14 protein-coding genes are annotated in these 19740 nt (G+C 62.1%); 4 read left to right on the plus strand and 10 right to left on the minus strand.

Annotation, left to right across the window (positions count from 1 at the left end):
* Positions 1 to 3: 3 nt before the first annotated feature.
* From pepN to CFB10_RS17910, 3 genes are all read left to right on the plus strand, one after another.
* Positions 4 to 2652: an aminopeptidase N gene (pepN, locus tag CFB10_RS17900; RefSeq protein WP_020009728.1), complete on the plus strand. Its 2649-nt coding sequence runs from the start codon at positions 4 to 6 to the stop codon at positions 2650 to 2652.
* Between the two features lie 135 nt (positions 2653 to 2787).
* Positions 2788 to 3108, plus strand: a complete 321-nt coding sequence (locus CFB10_RS17905) for a carboxymuconolactone decarboxylase family protein (protein ID WP_020009727.1) — start codon at positions 2788 to 2790, stop codon at positions 3106 to 3108.
* Between the two features lie 238 nt (positions 3109 to 3346).
* Entirely contained in the window at positions 3347 to 5683 is a 2337-nt protein-coding gene (locus tag CFB10_RS17910) for a PAS domain-containing sensor histidine kinase (protein ID WP_020009726.1), read from the plus strand.
* A 220-nt stretch (positions 5684 to 5903) separates the two neighbouring features.
* Here the strand turns inward: CFB10_RS17910 and CFB10_RS17915 are convergent, their stop codons facing one another.
* A complete protein-coding gene (locus CFB10_RS17915) occupies positions 5904 to 8873 on the minus strand; it encodes a bifunctional [glutamine synthetase] adenylyltransferase/[glutamine synthetase]-adenylyl-L-tyrosine phosphorylase (protein ID WP_026363509.1) in 2970 nt (989 codons plus the stop codon).
* Between the two features lie 291 nt (positions 8874 to 9164).
* Between CFB10_RS17915 and CFB10_RS17920 the strand changes: the two genes are divergently transcribed.
* Positions 9165 to 10028: a MipA/OmpV family protein gene (locus CFB10_RS17920; protein WP_020009724.1), complete on the plus strand. Its 864-nt coding sequence runs from the start codon at positions 9165 to 9167 to the stop codon at positions 10026 to 10028.
* Positions 10029 to 10149: 121 nt separating this feature from the next.
* On the opposite strand, the gene CFB10_RS17925 is transcribed toward CFB10_RS17920, so the two are convergent.
* From CFB10_RS17925 to CFB10_RS17965, 9 genes are all read right to left on the minus strand, one after another.
* Positions 10150 to 10575: a thiol-disulfide oxidoreductase DCC family protein gene (locus CFB10_RS17925; protein ID WP_020009723.1), complete on the minus strand. Its 426-nt coding sequence runs from the start codon at positions 10573 to 10575 to the stop codon at positions 10150 to 10152.
* Between the two features lie 183 nt (positions 10576 to 10758).
* Entirely contained in the window at positions 10759 to 12168 is a 1410-nt protein-coding gene (locus CFB10_RS17930; RefSeq protein WP_034501027.1) for a HAMP domain-containing sensor histidine kinase, read from the minus strand.
* Positions 12169 to 12177: 9 nt separating this feature from the next.
* Positions 12178 to 12936: a response regulator transcription factor gene (locus CFB10_RS17935; protein ID WP_020009721.1), complete on the minus strand. Its 759-nt coding sequence runs from the start codon at positions 12934 to 12936 to the stop codon at positions 12178 to 12180.
* A 301-nt stretch (positions 12937 to 13237) separates the two neighbouring features.
* Positions 13238 to 14806, minus strand: a complete 1569-nt coding sequence (locus CFB10_RS17940) for a Do family serine endopeptidase (RefSeq protein ID WP_020009720.1) — start codon at positions 14804 to 14806, stop codon at positions 13238 to 13240.
* Positions 14807 to 14962: 156 nt separating this feature from the next.
* Positions 14963 to 15430, minus strand: coding sequence for a cytochrome c-type biogenesis protein CcmH (locus CFB10_RS17945; protein WP_020009719.1), 468 nt, complete (start codon positions 15428 to 15430; stop codon positions 14963 to 14965).
* Positions 15427 to 17418, minus strand: a complete 1992-nt coding sequence (locus tag CFB10_RS17950) for a heme lyase CcmF/NrfE family subunit (protein WP_020009718.1) — start codon at positions 17416 to 17418, stop codon at positions 15427 to 15429. The genes CFB10_RS17945 and CFB10_RS17950 overlap by 4 nt, the downstream gene beginning before the upstream one ends.
* A complete protein-coding gene (gene ccmE, locus CFB10_RS17955; RefSeq protein WP_020009717.1) occupies positions 17415 to 17927 on the minus strand; it encodes a cytochrome c maturation protein CcmE in 513 nt (170 codons plus the stop codon). Before ccmE ends, CFB10_RS17950 begins: the two co-directional genes overlap by 4 nt.
* Positions 17924 to 19087, minus strand: a complete 1164-nt coding sequence (ccmI, locus tag CFB10_RS17960) for a c-type cytochrome biogenesis protein CcmI (protein ID WP_020009716.1) — start codon at positions 19085 to 19087, stop codon at positions 17924 to 17926. The genes ccmE and ccmI overlap by 4 nt, the downstream gene beginning before the upstream one ends.
* 160 nt (positions 19088 to 19247) lie before the next feature.
* Complete coding sequence (locus CFB10_RS17965) at positions 19248 to 19676, minus strand: lipA protein (RefSeq protein ID WP_020009715.1); 429 nt, start codon at positions 19674 to 19676, stop codon at positions 19248 to 19250.
* Positions 19677 to 19740: the final 64 nt, after the last annotated feature.

Here is a 19740-nt window from a genome sequence, read left to right on the forward strand (position 1 = left end):
GTCATGCGAACAGACACGGGCCAGATCGTTCACCTGGCAGATTACCGCCCCACCGATTTCGTTCTGGAGCGGGTGGATCTCACCTTCGAACTCGACCCCAAGAATACCAAGGTCGAAGCCCGTTTGATCTTTCACCGGCGCGAAGGCGCTGAGCGGCAGGCGCCGCTCGTTCTCGATGGCGACGAGCTGAAGCTCTCCGGCCTGCTGCTCGACCAGGTGGAGCTTCCCGCCGGCCAATATGAGGCGACGCCCGACAGCCTGACCATCCGCGATCTGCCGGCCGAAGCTCCCTTCGAGATCTGCGTCACCAATTACATCAATCCGCAGATCAATACGCAGCTGATGGGGCTTTACCGCACCAATGGCGTTTATTGCACCCAATGCGAGGCGGAAGGTTTCCGCCGTATCACCTATTTCCCCGACCGGCCGGATGTTCTGGCGCCCTATACGGTGACGATCATCGCGGCGAAGGAAGGCAATCCGCTGCTGCTCTCGAACGGCAATTTCCTCGGCGGCGGCAATTACGACGAGGGCCGTCACTTCGCGGCCTGGTTCGACCCGCATCCGAAACCCAGCTATCTCTTCGCGCTCGTCGCCGGCGATCTCGGCGTGGTGGAAGACACGTTCACCACCATGTCCGGCCGCGAAGTGGCGTTGAAGATTTATGTCGAGCACGGCAAGGAGCCGCGCGCGGCCTACGCCATGGATGCGCTGAAGCGTTCCATGACATGGGACGAAGAGCGCTTCGGCCGCGAATACGACCTCGATATCTTCATGATCGTCGCCGTGTCCGACTTCAACATGGGCGCGATGGAGAACAAGGGTCTCAACGTCTTCAACGACAAATTCGTGCTGGCTGACCCCGAAACCGCCTCCGATGCTGACTACGCCAATATCGAGCGCATCATCGCCCATGAATATTTCCATAACTGGACGGGTAACCGCATTACCTGCCGCGACTGGTTCCAGCTCTGCCTGAAGGAAGGCCTGACGGTCTATCGCGATCAGGAATTTTCCGCCGACATGCGCTCGCGGCCGGTCAAGCGCATCGCCGATGTGCGCCACCTGAAATCGGAGCAGTTTCCCGAGGATTCCGGCCCGCTGGCGCACCCGCCGCGCCCGGATACCTATCGCGAAATCAACAATTTCTACACGACGACCGTGTATGAAAAGGGCGCCGAAGTCACCCGCATGATCGCCACGATCCTCGGCGCTGACGATTTCAAGAAGGGCATGGACCTCTATTTCGAGCGCCATGACGGCGAAGCCGCCACCGTCGAGGATTTCGTCAAGAGCTTCACTGACGCCAGCGGTCGCGATCTCTCGCAGTTTTCGCGCTGGTACACGGAAGCGGGAACGCCGCTCGTCTCCGTCTCATCGGCTTATGATGCCGGCAATGCCACCTTCAGGCTGACGCTGGAACAGACCGTGGCGCCGACGCCCGGCCAGCCGGTGAAGCAGCCGCGCCATATTCCGCTATCGCTGGCGCTGATCCTCGACAATGGCCAGATCGCCGAACCGCAGGCCGTCGAAGGCGGCGAGTATCGCGATGGCGTGCTGCATCTGACCGAACGCAACCAGACCTTCTCCTTCACCGGCATCTCGTCGCGGCCGGTGCTGTCGATCAACCGCAGCTTCTCGGCGCCGATCAATCTGGATTTCGACCAGAATGCGGCCGATCTGGTGCAGATCGCCCGGCATGAGACTGACATGTTCGCGCGTTTCCAGGCGCTGACCGATCTCGCCCTGCCGGCGCTGATTGTCGCCACCAGGGCGGTGCAGAAGGGCGAGGAGATACGAACGGATGCGGCTCTTTCCGCCACGCTCATCGAAATCATCGGCAACGACGCGCTGGAGCCGGCCTTCCGGGCGCAGGCGCTGGCCTTGCCGAGCGAGACGGATATCGCCCGCGAACTCGGCGGCAACACCGATCCCGATGCCATCCACAAGGCGCGCAACGCCACCATCAAGGCGATTGCCGCGGCCGGTCTAGAAACGCTGCGGCGGCTTGCCGATGGCGCCGCCAGTGGCGAGGCCTACAGCCCCGACGCCGACAGCGCCGGACGCCGTTCACTGCGCAATGGCGCCCTGAGCTTCCTCGCCTTTGCCGAGGGAACACCGGAGCGGGCGGCGAAGGCCTTTGCCGACGCCACCAACATGACCGATCTCGCCCATGCGCTCAGCGTCCTGACCCAGCGTTTCCCGGAAAGCACGGAAACAAAGGAAGCGCTTGCCGCCTTCGAAAAGCGCTTTGCCGACAATGCGCTCGTTCTCGACAAGTGGTTCTCGCTGCAGGCCGCCATTCCCGGCGAAGGCGCGCTGGATCGCATCAAGGCGCTGATGAAATCGAAACATTTCATCGCCACCAATCCGAACCGGGTGCGTTCGCTGGTCGGCACGCTTGCCTTTTCCAACCCCACCGGCTTCCACCGTGCCGATGGCGCGGCGTATCGTTTCCTTGCCGAGCAGATCATCGCCATCGACAAGCGCAATCCACAGCTGGCCGCCCGTATTCTGACCTCCATGCGCTCCTGGCGGTCGCTGGAGGCAAGCCGCGCCGACCATGCGAAAGCCGCGCTTTCGACAATCGCCGAGGCGAAGGACCTGTCGACGGATGTGAGCGACATTGTCGGGCGTATCCTCAAGGGCTGATCGTCCGCCGAAGCTCCACCATTCTGATCCATGCCGCGACGCCGTCTTGATTTCCATCAAGGCGGCGTCGCGCATTGCGCGGCATCCTTGTGTACGAAGGGCCGACATTGGCTCGGGATCAGATAGGAACTTCAGATGACGGACATGTCCAGAACCAGCGCTTCGTTTCAACGCTTCATGACCGACGCCCCGGCCCACAAGGCCGCATGGCTGCAGGCCGTGCAGGGTCTGGGGGCAGCCTCCTCACTCGATGTGAAGACGCAGGGCCTGATCTATATCGGCATTCTGGCCGCCCTGCGTCTGGAAAGCGGCATCGCTTTTCATGTAACGGAAGCCAAGGCGCACGGTGCCAGCCGGGAGGATATCATCAGCGCGGTGCTGACCGGTCTTCCTGCCGCCGGCAATGGCGTGATCAGCGCGCTTGGCCCTGCCCTAGATGCCTTCGACGGAGCCTGAACCCGTTCAACGAGGCATCCCGAAACCGCCGGAATTCTAGTGCAGGCTCACTGTTTTTCTTCATGAATCCCGCTTTTCCCGAAGCGGGAACATATTGTCCCGAAAAAATACGGAGTCGGTTCAAGGGGTTAAAATTCTTTTAACTTTTGCCTCTGGACACGGCGAATCGCATTTGATTCATTAGGGATATTCGAGCGGCGGCGCTTCGAATCACTGGGGACATCTAAAAGGCGGGACAATGACGAACGTGCGGCGGGCGACTGCGGGCGATGAGCGGCCGTATGCCAAATTTTCTGATCTTGCGGCCTGGGGCGAAAGGCTTTCCAGCGACCTGATGGGTTTGATGAATGGCTCCGACCGCCCGGCGCCGCAGGTCGAGACCCTGCTGAAACGCCTCATCCCCATTCTCATCCTCGCCTTTCTTGTCGTTGTCGCCGCCTCGCGCATGCTTGGCATCGTTGCCGAATACAGCCGCATGGAAGAGGCCGCCCGCCACTCCACCGCGCTGACGGCGCTGACAGCGAAAGCGGCCCTTGTTAACAACGGTATCGTTTTCACCGCGCAGGACCGGACCCGCGCCGAGGCGAGCCTTGTCGCCGCATTGCCGTCGGGCAGCCTTGCCGATGGCACCATGGTGCTGCTGTCAGGCAGCAATGGCCGCATCTTCGCGGGCGCGGGCAAGGAGGCGATGCTTTATATCGGCACGTCACTGCCTGCCCTGCTTCCCGAAATCGCCATCGTGCAGCGTTTCCCCGGCTCGCCCGGCACCATCGAGACCAACATCGATGGCCAGCAGCATTATGCGACGATGATCCCCTTCGGTGATGACGGCGCCATGGTGATCGCGGCGCGTTCGCTGCAGCCGATCCGCTCCTTCTGGCGCAGCGAAATCGCCATGAACGTGACGCTGTTCGCCGGCATCTCCTCCATCCTGCTCGTTGTGCTCTACGCCTATTACATGCAGGTGAAGCGCGCCCGCGACGCCGACGACATCTTCGCCGAATCCAACCTGCGGGTGGAAACGGCGCTGTCGCGCGGCCGCTGCGGCCTGTGGGATTTCGATCTTTCCAGCCGTCGCATGTTCTGGTCCGGTTCGCTTTACGAAATTCTTGGGCTTCCGCCGAAGGCAGCACCGCTTTCCTTTTCCGACGCGGCCCGCATGATGCATTCCGAAGACGGCAATCTCTACGAGCTTGCCCGCGCCGTCGGCTGCGGCAACCTTCGCCAGATCGACCAGATTTTCCGCATGCGCCATGCCAAGGGCCATTATGTCTGGCTGCGCGCCCGCGCCCAGGTCATCCGCACCAATAACGGCCCGCGTGTCATTGGCATCGCCATGGATGTCACCGAACAGCACCGCCTCGCCCAGCGTTATGCCGAGGCCGACCAGCGCCTTGCCGACGCCATCGAATCCACCTCGGAAGCTTTCGTGCTGTGGGACAAGAACGATCGCCTCGTGATGTGCAACACCCACTACCAGAAGGCCTATGGCCTGCCTGACAGCGTGCTGGTGGCCGGCACGGAAAAAAGTACGGTCCATGCCGCAGCAGCCCGCCCCGTGGTTGAACGCCGCGTTGCCGATCCGGACCAATCCGGCCTGTCGCGCACCATGGAAGTGCAGCTTGCCGATGACCGCTGGCTGCAGATCAACGAGCGCCGCACCCGTGACGGCGGCCTCGTCTCCGTCGGCACCGATATCACCCTTCTGAAGCGCCATCAGGAACGGCTGCGCGATTCCGAACGCCGGCTGATGGCAACGATCGGCGACCTCTCCGCCTCGCAGCACAAGCTGGAACGGCAAAAGACGGAGCTTTCCGACGCCAATGCCAATTATCTCGCCGAAAAAGAGCGCGCGCAGGCCGCCAACCGGGCAAAATCGGAATTCCTCGCCAATATGAGCCATGAGCTGCGCACACCGCTCAACGCCATCCTCGGCTTTTCCGAAATCCTGCAGAACGAGATGTTCGGTCCGGTCGGCTCGCCTAAATATTCCGAATATGCCCGCGATATCCACGATAGCGGCAAACACCTGCTCAACGTCATCAACGACATTCTCGACATGTCGAAGATCGAGGCGGGCCATATGCGCATCAATCGCGAGACGATCGATCTTGCGCCGCTCATCGAAGAAACCCTGCGCCTTACGGCCATTCAGGCGGAACAGAAGAACATTACCGTGCAGCAGAAGGTCTGCGCCGGGCTGACCATGCAGGGCGACCGCCGCGCCATGAAGCAGATCATGCTCAACCTGCTCTCCAACGCCGTCAAATTCACCGGCAATGGCGGCCGTATCGCACTGCGCACCCATGTCCATGAAGCAGCGATGATCCTCACCATCGCCGATACCGGCATCGGCATCCCCGCGCAGGCGCTCAACAAGATCGGCCAGCCTTTCGAGCAGGTCCAGAGCCAATACGCCAAAAGCCAGGGCGGCTCCGGGCTTGGTCTTGCGATTTCCCGCTCGCTCGTGAAACTGCATGGCGGGACGATGAAGATCCGCTCATGTGAGGGCCGCGGCACCGTGGTGACGATCATTATTCCGCACACGGCGGGGTGCTGTGGGACGGTGCATTGAAGCTTGGTGGGTTTCGCGTGCACCCCTTTGCGCTGGAGGGGGCGGCTTCCCCCCCTCTGCCCTGCCGGGCATCTCCCCCTCAAGGGGGGAGATCGATACGCGGCGCTCTTCAGCCCATCTTTAACGTTGCGAATGAGCGAGCGTTAGCTCCCAGCTGATCTCCCCCCTTGAGGGGGAGATGCCCGGCAGGGCAGAGGGGGGTAAGCCGCACCCACCGACATCAGCCGCCATTCTTCACCACCGCCACAAACGCTTTCCGCACCGCTTTCGCCAGCCGCTTCACCTCACCTTCGAGCGTTGAGATATCCGGGCAATCCCCCGCCCGGCAGACGAGGTCGATCAGACCCGCCGGCGCTTCCTTCGGATTGAACGCCCCATCGATACACAGCCGCACGATCTGCGAGATTTCCGTATAAAGCCCCATCGCCGCCATGCAGTCATCGAAAGCCTGCGGCTCCATGACAGGCGCGGCGAGCACCTGCAGCGCCTCGGCCGTATTGCGGCCCGGCTCGTGTGCGGCAAGCCCCTTCACAGGCCCCACCAACGCCAGATATTGGGCGATGAATTCAAGGTCGATCAGGCCGCCATTGATGAGCTTGAAGTCCCAGTTGTTTTCCGGCGGTTTTTCCTGCTCGATGAGGTTGCGCATGTCCAGCACGTCGACGGAAACCTTGGCCGCATCGCGCTTTTGCGAAAGGATGGAGGCGATGATGCGGCGCGCATCTTCCATCAGCGAAGCATCGCCGCAGATCAGGCGGGCGCGGGAGAGCGCCATGTGCTCCCAGGTCCAGGCTTCCTCGCGCTGGTATTTCTCGAAAGCGGAGATACGGGTCGCCACCGGCCCCTTATTGCCGGAGGGGCGAAGCCGCATGTCGACCTCGTAAAGCACGCCTTCGGCCGTGGGCGCAGACAGCGCGGCAATCAGCCTTTGCGTGACGCGGGTGAAATAACGCACGACATCAAGCGGTTTTGCGCCGGTAGATTCATGGGCGGCATCATCGTAGTCATAAAGCAGGATGAGATCGACATCCGAACCTGCCGTCAGCTCGAAGGAGCCGAGCTTGCCCATGCCCATGACGGCCACACGCCCGCCCGGATAAGACCCATGCGCCGCCTCCATCTCCGCCAGAACGGCATTGAGCGCCGCCTCGATCACCAGATCGGCAAGATGGGTGAAGGCGCGGGCGGCGACCTCGCCGCGGATCGCGCCGGTCAGGAGCCGAACGCCGATCAGGAACCGCTGTTCGGCGGCAAAGATGCGCAGCCGGTCGAGAATATCCTCATAATGGCGGGCGTTGGAGAGGAAATTGCCCATGCGGTGGGCGAGATAATCGCGTGTCGGGATGTCGCTCATCAAAGCAGGGTCCAGCATGCCGTCAAAGACATGCGGGCGGGCGGCGATGATTTCCGCAAGGCGGGGGGCTGACGACATGATGGTCACCAGCAGGTCGAGCAGAGCCGGATTGTTGCCGAGCAGCGAAAACAACTGGATTCCGGCCGGCAGGCCGGAGAGGAAATTATCGAAACGCAGCAGCGCCTCATCCGCCCGCTTGCTTTCACCGAAGGCGCGCAGCAGGTCCGGCGTCAGCTCCGTCAGCCGCTCGCGCGCCTCGACCGATTGGGTGGCCCGGTAACGGCCATTGTGCCAGGTGCGGATAACGCGCGAAATATCCTCCGGCCGTTCGAAGCCGAGGGCGGAGAGCGTCTTCAGCGTATCGGGATCGTCCTTCTGGCCGGTAAAGACCAGATTGCCAGCCTCGCCGGAGAGTTTCGTTTCCTGCTCAAACAGCGCAGAGTAACGCCGCTCCACCAGCCGCAGCACTTCTTCCAGCTTTTCCGAAAAGGCCTTGGTGTCCTCGAAACCCAGCATGAAGGCAATGCGCTTCAATTCTGCTTCGGTGTCGGGCAGCACATGGGTCTGCTCGTCGCGCACCATCTGGATGCGGTGCTCCACCTCACGCAGGAACCAGTAGGCGTCGGTCAGGCTGTCGCGCGTTTCGGCGTCGATCCATTTCGCCTCGGTCAGAGCCGCCAGCGCCTCCTGCGTTGCCCGCACCCGAAGCGCCGGCATGCGGCCGCCGGCAATCAGCTGCTGCGTCTGCGCGAAGAACTCGATCTCGCGGATGCCGCCGCGTCCGAGTTTGACATTATGACCCTTCACCGCAATCGCGCCATGGCCCTTATGCGCGTGGATCTGCCGCTTGATGGAATGAATATCGGCAATCGCCGCGTAATCGAGATATTTGCGGAAGATGAAAGGCGTCAGCTCCCGCAGGAAGTTCTCGCCCGCCTTGATGTCACCAGCCACCGGCCGCGCCTTGATATAGGCGGCGCGTTCCCAGTTCTGCCCCCTGCCCTCGTAATAAAGCAGCGCCGCTTCGACGGGGATAGCAAGCGGCGTGGAGCCGGGGTCGGGGCGCAGCCGCAGATCGGTGCGGAAGACATAACCGTCGGCCGTGCGCTCCTGCATGATGCGCACCAGACGACGCATCATCCGGCCGAAATTCTCCGTCGCATCATAGGGATCGTCCATGATGCCGGCGGAGGGTTCGAAAAACACCACGGCGTCGATGTCGGAGGAATAGTTGAGTTCGCGCGCACCGAGCTTGCCCATGCCGAGCACGATGAGGCCCGATCCTTCGCTGGGGGCTGCGGCATTCTTCAGTTTCAGCTTGCCGCTCTCATGAGCCAACAGCAGCAGGTGATCGATGGCGGCGGAGAGCGATGCATCCGCCATGTCGCTCAGCCAGCGGGTCGTATCGCGCGCGGTGAAGATGCGGGCGAGATCGGCGAGTGCGGCGATGAAAGAGAGCCGCCGCTTGGCTACTCTCAGCCGCGACATCACCTCGTTTTCGCTCGGAATGCCGCCCTCTTCCCCGGGCTTCCAGCAATCGCGCGCCTCACGGACGAGACCGGTCAGCAGCGGCTCAAGCGGTTTCGAAATCGCCAGCGATAAAAGCCCCTCATCCGCCGACGCCATGTCGCGAAGATAGGGCGACAGCGTGAAAGCCGCGGCGATAAAGTCTTTGAGTGCGCTTTCCCCGGCAAGCAGCGCGGCCACCGCCGGCTCGCCCTTGCCGATATCCTTCAGCGTCGAAAGAACGGATTTCAGTTCCGTTTGCGTATAGGGGCGGATCATCCCCGGCAGAACCTCGCTCAGCCGCCTTTCAGCGGTTTCCCGTTTCGTCACTGTCTCTCTCCCTCTTCCGCCTATTCTCTCGCCGCTCCTCGACCGTGCCCGGCTTTCAGGACCGGATGCACCGCATCCGAAACGTCCCTGCCGCCGCACCTTTGCCGAAGCCTCCCGGCGCATGCAGTTGGCGTTGTAACAAATGCGGGCCGCTTTGCGATCAGAAAACCGCCGGTGGCGATGTTTTCCAAAGCGCCGCACCGCGTAATGTCTCCGCAATTGTGCCCGCGTAGCGTCATCCTCAACGAAACCCGACTCCCCGGTTTTCCGACGCTCGATGCTGCAACGGATATGATCATGAAACAGATTTTTACAGTGAAATGGCAAAAGAACCTGCGCGCGATGGCCCTTTGCCTGACGACGCTGCCCGCCGCGCAGGCGATCTGCACACCGGTCTTCGCCGCCGATATCGGCAAATCGGACAGGTTGGCCGATCCGCAGGGCAATTTCGACAATGCCCGCTACAGCAGTTCCAGCGAGTGGAAGATCACGCTCGGCGCAGGTGCGGCCTATGCCCCGAAATATGAAGGTTCGGACAAGCTGGAAGTGGGCGCCGTTCCGCTGGTTTCCGTCCAGTATGGGGAAACGCTGAGTATCGATTTCAGCGGCGTTACCGTCAATCTTCTGAACCAGAACGGCTTCCGGCTTGGCGTCAAGGGTGGCTGGGAAGCGGGCCGCAAGGAAAAGGATGACAAGAAGAACCTGCGCGGGCTGGGCGACATCAAGGCCGGCGGCGTGATCGGCGGCGTCATCGCCTATGGAGTCGACCCCTTTGAAATCTACGCCAAGGTGGACAAGACCATCGGCGGCAGCGAAGGCCTGACCGCCACTGTCGGTGCAAGCGTCTCGCAGAAAGTCGACCAGTTCATCTTCGGTGCGGATCTCTCCGCCACCTGGGCGGACGACAACCACATGAAATCCTATTTCGGTGTCACGTCTGCCCAATCCGCCCGCTCCGGCCTGCGCCGTTATGACGCCAAAGCGGGCTTCAAGCGCATCGACGCCAGCGCCTCGGTTTCCTATCTCGTGACGGAGAACTGGATGATCACAGGCACCGGCGGCGTCGGCTTCCTGCTGGGCGACGCCAAGGACAGTCCGGTGGTGAAAAAGGATATCCAGCCCTTCGCCATGATCGGCGTGGCCTACACGTTCTAAACCGCGCGGGAGAAGTACGCGGCCGCGAACCCGCCCACCATCCCCATGAGGAAAGGCGTCCCTGCCCTCACGCCTCCTCATCCAGTGAAACGCCGCGAGGCGTTTCACTGGGCCGCCATATTCAAAGAATCCTGTCCCTGTATTCCGGCGGCGCCACCCAGCACTCGTCACGCCTTCCGAACCAGCGGTAGCGATTGCGGGCGACAAAGCGATAAACGGGATCGCGCAGAAATGCGGGAATGATGCGCAATACGGTAACCAGTCGCCAGGGCATGCCCAGCGCCTCATATATGCTCAGAACAGCATCGCTGTCCTGCCGCACCCTGCCGTCATCCACGACCAGCATGCTGACGGGATCTTTCGGGTCCATATCGTAACGACGGTAAATTTCAGCGCCGATCTCGCTCTGCATGGAGGCCAGGCGGAAATATCCGGCCCTGTCATGCCGCAGTACGAATTGCGCATTCACGGAACACAAGACACATTCCGCATCGAACAGAATGATCGGGCCATGCCCGTCGTCGATCAGGGGAACCGTATCTGCCACCCGTCACACATCCTTTCGTCCATCGCACGCGATTTCCGAACAGAGCCATTGCGTCAATCAACGGAACCGTTCTCCAGATTATCTTTCAATATAGTCTTGAAAACAGTCATTTCCCGGAAAATCCCGCTCATTCGCCGAAACTCACCGGTGCGGAAACCCACTGGCACCATCAGTCAACGATGCTTACGCCTTGGGGATGGGAAACACCATCGAAACCGTCAGCCCCGGGCAGGCCGCATTCGAGGCATCCGTGTCCGATAGCACCAGCGATCCGCCGTGCAGTTCCATGACGGCCTCCACCAGCGACAGGCCGAGCCCGGTTCCCGGCTTGGAGCGGCTTTCATCCAGCCTGACGAAACGTTTCAGCACCTCGCCGCGCTTGTCGGCGGGAATGCCGGGACCGTTATCGGCGACGGAAAGCACGATCGCCTCCGGCTCCCTTGCCAGGCGGACGACGAGTTTCTTGTCGCCTTCGCCCTCGCAGGCATATTTCATGGCGTTGTCGATGAGATTGGAGAGCGCCTGGCCGATCAGTTCACGGTTGCCTTTCACCGAAAGGTTAGCCTCTATTTCGGCTTCCAGAGCAAGCCCGGCATCCTCGGCGACAGGTTCGTAAAGTTCGGCGCTGTCGGCGGCAATCGCCGAGACGTCGACATCGGTCATTTCCGCGGCGATCGAACCGGCCTCGACGCGGGAAATCATCAGCAGCGCGTTGAAGGTGCGGATAAGCTGGTCTGACTCGGCGATGATGCCTTCAAGGGCCGCGCGCCGTTTCGTCTCGTCATTGTCGTCAAGGGCTGCGGCCGCCTTGTTGCGCAGTCGTGTCAGCGGCGTCTTCAGATCGTGGGCGATATTGTCGGAGACCTGGCGCAGGCCTTCATTCAGCTTCTCGATGCGGCCGAGCATGGCGTTCAGCGAGCCGGACAGGCGGTCGAATTCATCACCGGACCGGCCCTGCGGCAGGCGCTGGGAAAGGTCGCCGGCCATGATCTTCTTGGTCGCCGCCGACATGCGGTCGATGCGTTTCAACGCATTGCGGCCGATGCCGAACCAGATGAGCAGCGCGCCGCCGCCCATGATGGCGAGCGCCACCATCAGCGCATTGCGCACCAGCGCCCGGAACTTGGTCGGCTCGCCGAGATCGCGGCCGATCAGAATGCGCAGGCCGTTGTCCAGCATGAAGATATTGGCGGTGGCGAGATGCTGCACGCTGTCGCCGCTTTCGGAATAACGCTCGTAACGGAACGGAAAGCCCGTCCAGCCCTCCTTGTCGAAAACACCGGGCTGAACGGAGGCAACGTTGCCGGCAAGGATTTCACCATTCGGCCCGGCAATGACATAAAGGCTCGCACCCGGCTGGCGGGCGCGGCGCTCCATCATCCTGAGAAGCGGGTTGATGCCGCCGCGATTATAGATCCGCTGCACATCCGAGACTTCCTGCAGCACCGCATCACGCGTCTGCTGGTTCAGCAGCCGTTCGGAAAGGGCGGTGACATAAAAGACCAGGAAGGCGGCGCAGAGCGCAAACAGCAGGATATAGAGCGCCGAAAGGCGCACCGCTGTCGACCGGAACACTATTCTGAGGCGGGCCATTTTCGCCAATCAGCCCTCGTCCTTCATCATGTAGCCGGCGCCGCGGATGGTCTTCAGAAGCGGCTTCTCGAAGTCCTTCTCGATCTTTGAGCGCAGGCGGGAAACATGCACGTCGATGACATTGGTCTGCGGATCGAAGTGATAGTCCCAGACATTTTCCAGAAGCATGGTGCGGGTTACGACCTGGCCGGCATTCTTCATCAGATATTCCAGCAGGCGGAATTCGCGCGGCTGCAGCAGGATTTCCTTACCGTTGCGGCGCACATCATGCGACAGCCGGTCGAGTTCGAGATCGCCGACCCGGTAGATCATGTCCTGCTCGGGCTTGCCCTTACGGCGACCCAGCACCTCGATACGGGCGAGCAGTTCGGAAAAGGCGTAAGGTTTCGGCAGATAATCATCGCCGCCGGCGCGCAGGCCCGTTACACGGTCATCCACCTGCCCCAGCGCGGAAAGAATGAGAACCGGCGTCTCGATACCGCGTCGGCGCAGCTCGCTGATGACGGAAAGCCCGTCGCGGCGCGGCAGCATGCGGTCGATCACCATGACGTCATAGGCATTCTCGCAGCCCATGAACAGGCCGCTCTCACCGTCGCTCGCGTGATCGGCGACGATGCCGACTTCGCGGAACGCCTTGGTCATATAGGCCGCAGCCTCGAGGTCGTCTTCAATGACTAGAATCTTCATGTGCGGGACAATAGCCCCCTCGCCCTTTTCCGCACAACCGGAAACAGATGCGGGAGAGACTTCCTGAACCTTGTTTTCCATGGAATTTCCTCCGAAGATCGGGCCTTAAACACCATCGCGCTTCCAGACGGAACAATCGCCTATGGATCAGGCGGGTGCCGCTTGCTTCTTCTCCCCGCCGGGGAGAAGTCCGCGGCAGCGGGATGAGGGGGCGACGTTAGCGATAGATCGAGAGGTTGCACCCTCATCTGACCCTTCGGGCCATCTTCTCCCCGGCGGGGAGAAGAAACGGGCCGCAACGCCCTGCCATACTCAACCGCCCCATCTCAAGAGCGGGATACGACGCCGGCTCCCAAAAGAACCGGCATCGCCATTCGAGTTATCAACCCTGGTCGATATCCAGAGCGATGAAGCGGCTGCCATCGTCCGTCTGGATCTGGAACAGCGCCTTGGAGCGTCCATCCTTCTTGGCCTGTTCGAGGATCTTCTCGATATCGGCGGCGGAAGCGACCTGCTGGTTGTTGACCGAGGTGATCTTCTCACCCGTCTTCAGGCCACGGGCAGCGGCATCGCTGTCGGGGTCGACATCGGTGATGGCAAGGCCGTTGCCGTCATCGGCGGGCGAAACCGTCAGGCCGAGGCTGGACAGGACCTTCTCGCTGGAAGACTGGCTGCCCTTGTCGTCATTCTGGGTCGGCGTCGCCTTGGAGGCGTCGTCGCTTGTAAGATCACCCAGCGTCACCGTTACCGACTGCGACTTGCCACCGCGCCACAGCGAGATTTCAACCTTGGCGTTGGGCGCCATGCCACCGATGCGGCGCGACAGATCGCGGGCATCCTTGACGGGCTCGCCATTGACGGCGGTGATGATGTCACCCTGCTTGATGCCGGCCTTGTCGCCCGGCGAACCGGACTGCGGCGAAACAACCAGCGCGCCGCTGGCTTCGGAAAGGCCGAGCGATTCGGCGATATCCTTGCTAACGGGCTGGATCTGCACGCCCAGCCAGCCGCGTTCGACCTTGCCGTCCTTCTGCAGGTCGGCGATCACATCCTTGGCGACGGAGGCCGGAATAGCGAAGGCGATGCCGACATTACCACCCGACGGCGAGAAGATGGCGGTGTTGATGCCGACCACTTCGCCATTGAGGTTGAAGGCCGGGCCACCCGAGTTGCCACGGTTCACGGCGGCGTCGATCTGCAGGTAATCATCATAGGGGCCGGAGCCGATATCGCGGCCGCGGGCCGAAATAATGCCTGATGTCACCGTGCCGCCGAGGCCGAAGGGGTTACCGACGGCGACGACCCAGTCACCGACGCGGATCTTGCTGTCATCGGCAAACTTCACATAGGTGAACTTGCGGTTCACATCGACCTTCAGGAGCGCAAGATCGGTACGCGGATCGCGGCCGACGAGCTTGGCGTCGAGTTCGGTACCGTCATTCATGACGATCGTATAGGCGGAGCCGTCATCGACGACATGGTTGTTGGTGACGATGTAACCGTCTTCGGAGATGAAGAAGCCGGAGCCCTGAGCGACGGGACGAAGCGGACCCTTGCCGTCACGGTGGCGATTTGGACCACGCTCGGAGCGATCCTGGTTCGGACCGCCGAATTCCTTGAAGAAGCGCTTCAGCGGATGGTCATCAGGCAGCTGGTCGAGGCCACGGCCGCCAAAATTGAAGGAGAAATTGCTGCTATCATCGGAAGCGGGCTGCACGTTCGACTGTACGCGAACGGAGACGACGGCGGGCGATACCGCATCGACCACATTGGCGAAGCTTGGAACCTGCGGCGCATTCACCTCGACGGGGGCGGCAAACGAATGGAGGATCGGGGCGGCGATGCCGGTGGAAAGCATCAGCGCCGCAAGGCCGCCAACGGTCGTGGCCTTCAGAGCCGTCTTCAGCGAGGCCGTCTTCAGCGAGGAATGGCCGTTTTGCGAATGAGACATGGTGTACCTTCTTTCTTCATTCAGACTGGGCCCCGTTTGACCGGGGGAGAAGCGGTGGATGATGAAGATATAGGAGGCGACACCTTACGGCGAAGTGTCTGACGAATGAAAAATCCGTAATGTTGAAAAAGAACCGGGGACTGAAATGGAAACCGGTTATTTTTCAATGAGATTGCGGATTCGCTCTTCTTCGTCCGCGCTCAGCTTCTGTGGCTGTTCCTGGCTTGCGCGGCGGCGGGAAAACACGAAGACGGCGAAAATTCCCGCAAGGGTGAGGCCGATCGGCGCGCCCCACAAAAGCACGGTGCGAAGGCTGAGACGCGGTTTCAGGAGCACGAACTCGCCGTAGCGCGACACGACGTAATCGATAACGGCCTTGTCGCTGTCGCCTTGAACCAGCCGCTCGCGCACCAGGACCCGCAGATCGCGCGCCAGTTCGGCATTGCTGTCGTCGATCGACTGGTTCTGGCAGACCATGCAGCGCAGTTGAGACGTGAGATTGCGGGCGCGCTGTTCCAGCACCGGGTCTTTGAGGACTTCGTCGGGGTTGAACGCGAAGGCTGGAGAGGCCGCAGCGAAGATGAGGGTGAGAAGAAGCCCGAGCGCTGCCACAAACTCCCTCATTCCGCCGCCTCCGGCATGGCGGCCCGCACCGACTTCGCCTTGCGGGTCGGCGCGCCCACCCGCAAACGCCTGTCCGAGAGCGAGATGAAACCGCCCGCCATCATGAACAGCGTGCCGCCCCAGATGCAGAGGATGAAGGGTTTCCACCAGATGCGCACCACCATGCCGCCATCGGTCATGGGATCGCCGAGCGAGACATAAAGCTGGCTGAGGCCGAAGGTCAGGATACCCGCTTCCGTCGTCGGCATGCGCCGCGCGGTATAGAGCCGCTTGGAGGACCACACATCGGCCACTTCGACACCCGCCTTGCGGATGGTGAAATGGCCGCGATCCTCGGTGAAGTTCGGGCCGACGGCGTGGCGGATGCCGTCGAAGGTGAGGCTGTAGCCGCCCGCTTCCGCCACCATGCCCTCTTTCATCTCCAGCACCGTTTCCGTCTCGAAAGTGGTGACGATGACAATGCCGAGCACGGTAACGCCAAGCCCCATATGCGCCAATGCCGTACCGAAGGCCGAACGCGGCAGGCCCTTCAGGCGGCGAAATGCGATGCCGAAGGCCAGCTTGCCGAAATTGGCGCGATACCAGAGATCGGCAAGCGCCCCGAAGATCAGCCAGAAGCCCGCAGCGATGCCGAGTGCGGCCAGCACCGGACCGCCATTTTCGATGTACCAGAGCGTCAGACCCGCGAGAGCCGCAAGCGCCGCGGCCACATAAAGCCGCTGGAATGCGCCGAGCAGATCGCCGCGCTTCCAGGCGAGCATCGGGCCAAAGGGCGTGACGATCAGGATCGGGATCATCAGGAGGCCGAAGGTGAGGTTGAAGAAAGGCGCGCCGACCGAGATTTTTTCGCCCGTCAGGGTTTCGAGAATGAGCGGGTAAAGCGTGCCGATCAGCACGGTTGCCGTGGACACCGTGAGGATGAGGTTGTTGAGAACCAGCGATCCCTCACGCGAAATCGGCGCAAACAGCCCCCCGGCCTTCAGCGAGGGAGCGCGCCATGCAAAGAGCGCGAAGGCGCCGCCGATGAAGACCGTCAGAATGCCAAGAATGAAGATGCCGCGGCTCGGATCGGTGGCGAAGGCATGCACGGAGGTGAGAACGCCGGAGCGGACGAGGAAGGTGCCGAGCAGCGACAGCGAAAAGGTCATGATCGCCAGAAGCACGGTCCAGATCTTCAGCGCCTCGCGCTTTTCCATGACAAGCGCCGAATGCAGCAGCGCGGTGCCGGCAAGCCACGGCATGAAGGAGGCGTTTTCCACCGGATCCCAGAACCACCAGCCGCCCCAGCCGAGTTCATAATAGGCCCAGTAGGAACCCATGGAGATGCCGGCGGTCAGGAAGGTCCATGCGGCGAGTGTCCACGGGCGAACCCATCGCGCCCAGGCGGCATCGATGCGCCCTTCCAGCAGCGCTGCGACGGCGAAGGAAAAGCAGACGGAAAAGCCGACATAACCGAGGTAAAGCAGCGGCGGATGGATGGCGAGGCCGAAATCCTGAAGAATGGGATTGAGGTCCTGCCCCTCGGCGGGAACCGGCTCCAGCCGCAGGAACGGGTTGGAGGTGAGCAGGATGAACAGCAGGAAGGCGACCGAAATCCATGCCTGCACCGCAAGAACATTGGCTTTGAGCGTTTCCGGCAGGTTGCGGCCGAAGGCGGCGACGAGCGCGCTGAAAAACACCAGAATGAGCAGCCACAACAGCATGGAGCCTTCATGGTTGCCCCAGACACCGGTCAGCTTGTAGATCATCGGCATCAGCGAATGGGAGTTTTCCCAGACGTTGCGCACGGAAAAATCCGAGACGGCATAGGCCCGCGTCAGCGCCGCGAAGGAAAAACCAACGAGCAGGAACATCAGGACCGAGCCGAGCGAGGCGACATCCATCAGCGCCCGGTCGTTGCGGCGCGCGCCGATGACCGGCAGCGTGGAAACGATCAACCCCACCCCAAGCGCCAGAACCAGAACGTAATGGCCGATCTCGTTGATCATTTGGTTGCTCCGGTCTTGTCGGGCGAAGCAGCACTGGCCGACGGCGTCGCGGCGGCGGGTTCCTCACCCTCTCCGCCATGCTGCCACAGGCCCTTGTCCTTCAGCCGGTCTGCCACTTCCTTCGGCATGTAGTTCTCATCGTGCTTGGCAAGCACACTGTCGGCCACGAAGCCGTGAGTGGCGGCATCGAACATGCCTTCGGTCACCACGCCCTGCCCTTCGCGAAAAAGATCGGGCAGGATGCCTGTATAGCTGACCGGCACATTGGCCTCGCCATCCGTCACGGTAAAGCTCACCGTGCGGCCCTCGCCGCGCTTGATCGAGCCTTCCGCCACCAGCCCGCCAAGGCGGATGCGGGTGCCGGGGTTGACGGGCGTCTTTTCCAGATCGGCCGGCATGTAGAAATAGGCAATCGACTGGCCGAAGGCGAACATGACGAGCAGCACGGCTGCAACGATGAAGCTCATGCCGCCGCCGATGATCGCGAGACGTTTCTGTTTGCGGGTCATTGCGTCACTCCCTGCGGCGCAGCATCCTGTTGCCCGTTCGTACGGATCGGCCCGGCGGAAACGCCAAGTTCCTTCGCCAGCGCCAGAAGCTGCCTGCCCTGTTCACCCTCCGGCGGGAAAGCCTTCAGCCCCGCCCGCAGGGCCTCTCCGGCCTTGGCTTCGTTCTTCAGCACCGAATAGGCGCGTACAAGCCGCATCCAGCCTTCAAAATCGGCGGGGTTTTCCTTGAGCTTGGCATCGAGGCTCGACACCATGCCTTCGATCATCGCCTGCCGGTCGGAAGCCGTCATGTCGTTGGCCGCCGCCATATCCTGCGCCGTCGGGCCGGGTGCGGCGGGGGTCGCCGCGCCGCCGGTGCGGGCGATATGTTCTTGAACCAGCGGCAGCCACGGCGCGCCGGCCGGCGCATCGGCCGCCAGCGCTGCAAAGGCCGCGCGTGCTTCCTCCGCCTTGCCCGCCTGCTCCAGCGAGAGCGCCAGATAGAAGCGGGCGCGCGGATTGCCGGGTTTCAGCTCTTCGGCCTGCGCAAACGCATCGCGCGCGGCCTCGATGACGATACCGTCATTGCCGGCAACCAGCGTTTCGCCAAGGCCGGTCAATCGTTCGGCGCTCGGCCCCAGAATACGAAGCGCATTGCGATAGGCAAGCTCGGCGTCGCCAAGCCGCAATGTCTTGAAATAGATCGGCGCAAGAATATCCCAGCCCGCACCGTCATCCGGGTTCTGCGCCAGATGCCTTTCGGCCCGCGCGACCAGCAGGTTCATGTCGTTGCCGGGCTTTTCAAGACGTGCCTCGAGCGGCATGTCCGGCACCTCCGGACTGCCGTTCCAGATGTAAAGACAGAGGCCGAGCGCGGGCAGGAGAACGGTGATGAGGCTGGCGGCGAGATTGTGCCGCAGCGGGCGCGCCTCCCTGCCGGGCCGCTCTTCCGTCTCGGCGGCGGCGAGAAGCCGGCGGCCGATTTCAGCGCGGGCATAATCCGCCTCGGTCTGCCCGATCAGGCCGGCGGCGCGTTCGCGGTCGAGTTCGGCCAGCTGGTCGCGATAAACGGCAACCTCACCGTCGCGGCGCGTCTGCGGCGCCTCGGTCTTCCGCATCAGCGGGTACATCAGGACGATGGCAACAGCCGCCGTCAATATCGCAACGACAATCCAGAACATAAGGCTCAATTACTCGAATGCGCGGCACATGGAAACATGAAGCGCGGGGATGACGCGAATTTGAGACATCACGCCGCACCGCAGGCCTTCTCCCGGCTGCACCGCTATGCCTCTTCTTGTCATCGCAAAAGGCCCGTGACCTTGATTTACGTCAAACTGGTTACGTCAGCGGCGACCAGCTTCCATCGGCATTGCGGCAGGCTGCGCCGCGCGCCCTGGTTTCCCGTCCGTCAACCGTCAGGGTATGCGAATATTGCCGGCAATTCTGATTGCCGACCTGATAGGGCGCATTGGCGACCACCTGGCCCCTGGCGTCATCGCCGGTCCAGGTGACAGGCGTGCCGACCGGGGCCGTTTCCAGCGCCTTATATTCGGCTTCCAGCGCCTTGGTCTGGTCACCCCTGTCAAGCTCAACGCCGCTTCGCCCGACAATGCCGCCTTCCAGATTGGCAAGGAATGGCGTCGAGGGCTGCGCAGAGCGGCCGAACAGGCCGCCGCCCGCCGGGCGGGTGCCCGTGGTGGTGCAGGCGCTCAGCATCGATACGCACAGGATCGAGAGAAGTGCCGGGCGTGACACCAGCGAACGCATTGTCACGGAGCGGCAGCCATCATACACGTCAACCAAACCCTGTCCTCTTTCCTACCGCATTGCA

It is taken from the genome of Agrobacterium sp. 719_389 (genome assembly GCF_900188475.1).
Classification (GTDB): domain Bacteria; phylum Pseudomonadota; class Alphaproteobacteria; order Rhizobiales; family Rhizobiaceae; genus Agrobacterium; species Agrobacterium radiobacter.

Bases quoted from the DNA above. Each gene is read 5' to 3' on its own strand.
- pepN (WP_020009728.1), top strand. From the start codon at position 4: ATGCGAACAGACACGGGCCAGATCGTTCACCTGGCAGATTACCGCCCC.
- CFB10_RS17905 (WP_020009727.1), top strand. From the start codon at position 2,788: ATGACGGACATGTCCAGAACCAGCGCTTCGTTTCAACGCTTCATGACC.
- CFB10_RS17910 (WP_020009726.1), top strand. From the start codon at position 3,347: ATGACGAACGTGCGGCGGGCGACTGCGGGCGATGAGCGGCCGTATGCC.
- CFB10_RS17920 (WP_020009724.1), top strand. From the start codon at position 9,165: ATGATCATGAAACAGATTTTTACAGTGAAATGGCAAAAGAACCTGCGC.
- CFB10_RS17930 (WP_034501027.1), bottom strand. From the start codon at position 12,168: ATGGCCCGCCTCAGAATAGTGTTCCGGTCGACAGCGGTGCGCCTTTCG.
- CFB10_RS17935 (WP_020009721.1), bottom strand. From the start codon at position 12,936: ATGGAAAACAAGGTTCAGGAAGTCTCTCCCGCATCTGTTTCCGGTTGT.
- CFB10_RS17940 (WP_020009720.1), bottom strand. From the start codon at position 14,806: ATGTCTCATTCGCAAAACGGCCATTCCTCGCTGAAGACGGCCTCGCTG.
- CFB10_RS17945 (WP_020009719.1), bottom strand. From the start codon at position 15,430: ATGAGGGAGTTTGTGGCAGCGCTCGGGCTTCTTCTCACCCTCATCTTC.
- CFB10_RS17950 (WP_020009718.1), bottom strand. From the start codon at position 17,418: ATGATCAACGAGATCGGCCATTACGTTCTGGTTCTGGCGCTTGGGGTG.
- ccmE (WP_020009717.1), bottom strand. From the start codon at position 17,927: ATGACCCGCAAACAGAAACGTCTCGCGATCATCGGCGGCGGCATGAGC.
- ccmI (WP_020009716.1), bottom strand. From the start codon at position 19,087: ATGTTCTGGATTGTCGTTGCGATATTGACGGCGGCTGTTGCCATCGTC.
- CFB10_RS17965 (WP_020009715.1), bottom strand. From the start codon at position 19,676: ATGCGTTCGCTGGTGTCACGCCCGGCACTTCTCTCGATCCTGTGCGTA.